Source organism: Microbacterium sp. HSID17254 (genome assembly GCF_003989315.1).
GTDB lineage: Bacteria > Actinomycetota > Actinomycetes > Actinomycetales > Microbacteriaceae > Microbacterium.
Genome location: NZ_RBLT01000085.1, coordinates 1 through 1758 on the forward strand (window position 1 = coordinate 1; position 1758 = coordinate 1758).

2 protein-coding genes are annotated in these 1758 nt (G+C 64.2%); one reads left to right on the top strand and one right to left on the bottom strand.

Annotation, left to right across the window (positions count from 1 at the left end):
* The first annotated feature begins 156 nt into the window (after positions 1-156).
* Positions 157-1128 (top strand): IS30 family transposase, encoded by a 972-nt coding sequence (locus tag D8M34_RS17790; protein ID WP_238695714.1) that lies wholly within the window; start codon positions 157-159, stop codon positions 1126-1128.
* A 435-nt stretch (positions 1129-1563) separates the two neighbouring features.
* On the opposite strand, the gene D8M34_RS19610 is transcribed toward D8M34_RS17790, so the two are convergent.
* The coding region (locus D8M34_RS19610; RefSeq protein ID WP_238695713.1) for a hypothetical protein at positions 1564-1758 on the bottom strand (195 nt) is incomplete at its 5' end.

A 1758-nucleotide genomic window follows, 5' to 3' on the forward strand; every position in this document is an offset into this window, starting at 1 on the left:
TTACTGCGCTCGTCACTCGACTTTCACTCCGGTCAACTCGATGTCTGGGCGGAATTAAAGAGCCCGATCTCGCTCAATGAGTAGAGCAGGGTGAGTTCAGCCGGTCGTAGCACTTGATCTTGGTTGTTCGGCGGGACAGGATGTTCCGTGCGTGAGATGTTGATGTTGCCGGATCGGGAGGAGATCTCCCGCGGTCTCGCGGAGGGGTTGTCTTACAAGGACATCGCGTCGGTCGTGGGCCGTGATCCGTCGGTGATCTCGCGTGAGGTCCGCCGCCACGGCGGCCGGCGGGACTACCGGGCCGCGGCGGCTCAGGGACGGGCTGAGGCCTCACGGGGGCGCCCGAAGCAGCTGGCGGTGGACCGCCACCCGCGGCTACGCGGTCTCGTGCACGCCCTGCTGCGTCGTGGCTGGTCACCCGCCTCGATCGCGGGCCGGTTGCCGATCGACTACCGCGACGATCAGGCTTGCCGGGTGTCCCACGAGGCGATCTACCAGTGGATCTACGCCACCCCGGTGTCCACCCTGGCCCGCGAGCTGCTCGCACTACGCTCCGGACGCACCACCCGCCGAGGCGGCCACAAGCCCCCACCGGCACCGCGGATCACCGGCCCGATCTACATCGACGCCCGGCCGGCCGAGGCCGACGATCGGGCGGTGCCCGGACATTGGGAAGGCGACCTGGTCATCGGCAAGGCCGGTAAGACCGCCGTCGCGACGCTGGTCGAACGCACATCCCGGTTCCTGGTCCTGGTCCCGCTGCACGGGCGTGACGCGCTCACCGTCGGGCGCGGGGTCATCGCCGCCACCCACGCGCTGCCCGAGCACATGCGGGCCTCGCTGACCTGGGACTGCGGCGCGGAGATGGCCGGACACGCCACCGTCACGAAGGGGTCGATGCCGGTCTACTTCGCCCACCCACACTCCCCGTGGGAACGCGGCAGCAACGAGAACCTCAACCGCATCGTCCGCGAGTACTTCCCGAAAGGCGTAGCCATCACCTCGGACCCGAAATATCTCGCGATGGTCGCTAGCGACATCAACGACCGACCCCGTAAGATCCACAACTGGAAGAAGCCCTCCGAGGTGTTCGCCGAACTCGTAGAGCTAGATGCGTCGACCGCCTGAATACGCCCACTACTGAGAACACCTCATTCCGCCACCCCAAAGACAAACGCGGAGCCGGCACCTATCGTGCACAGGGCGGAAGAAAAAGCGCCCACGCCCTGTCGAGGCAGGATTAGACAAGGTGGCACGATCGAAGATTGTCAGCGGCGGGCGGCGTGCCGCCCGCCGCTGACACCGCTACTGCGCATCAGATCGTTATAAGAATACCTCGTTGCGGGCGGGTCGTGCTATTAGCATGACGCCGGTGTCGTTGATATGAGTGGTTTCTGCGCTGAGATGCTGTTGCAATACAGGTTGTAGGGTTTCGCGTAGTTCGCCTTGCTGAGGATGATCGGTGTGCCAGAAGGCTGCCAGTGTTTCGGCAGCGGCCTTGGCTCGCGTCGTTGGATCGGTTTCGGGGAATGTCACCTTGACTGTTACTTGATGCCAGGACAGTTACTCGAACCCGGTGGCAGCGAGAATTTCTGCAGCTAGTGCGGGTAGGTAACCCTGGTGGTCTGGTGCTTCGTTAAGCAGGGGCGCGCAGACCTGGTTCCACAGGCTGGTGAGTGCGTTGGTCGGTGCGCCCTGTACGAGGACAATCTTTGCCTCCGGGTGGGTCAGGTCGACGACGCGTACCATTTCACGTAC

Excerpts from the sequence above, each read along its gene's own strand:
- D8M34_RS17790 (WP_238695714.1), top strand. The coding sequence starts at position 157 with ATGTTGATGTTGCCGGATCGGGAGGAGATCTCCCGCGGTCTCGCGGAG.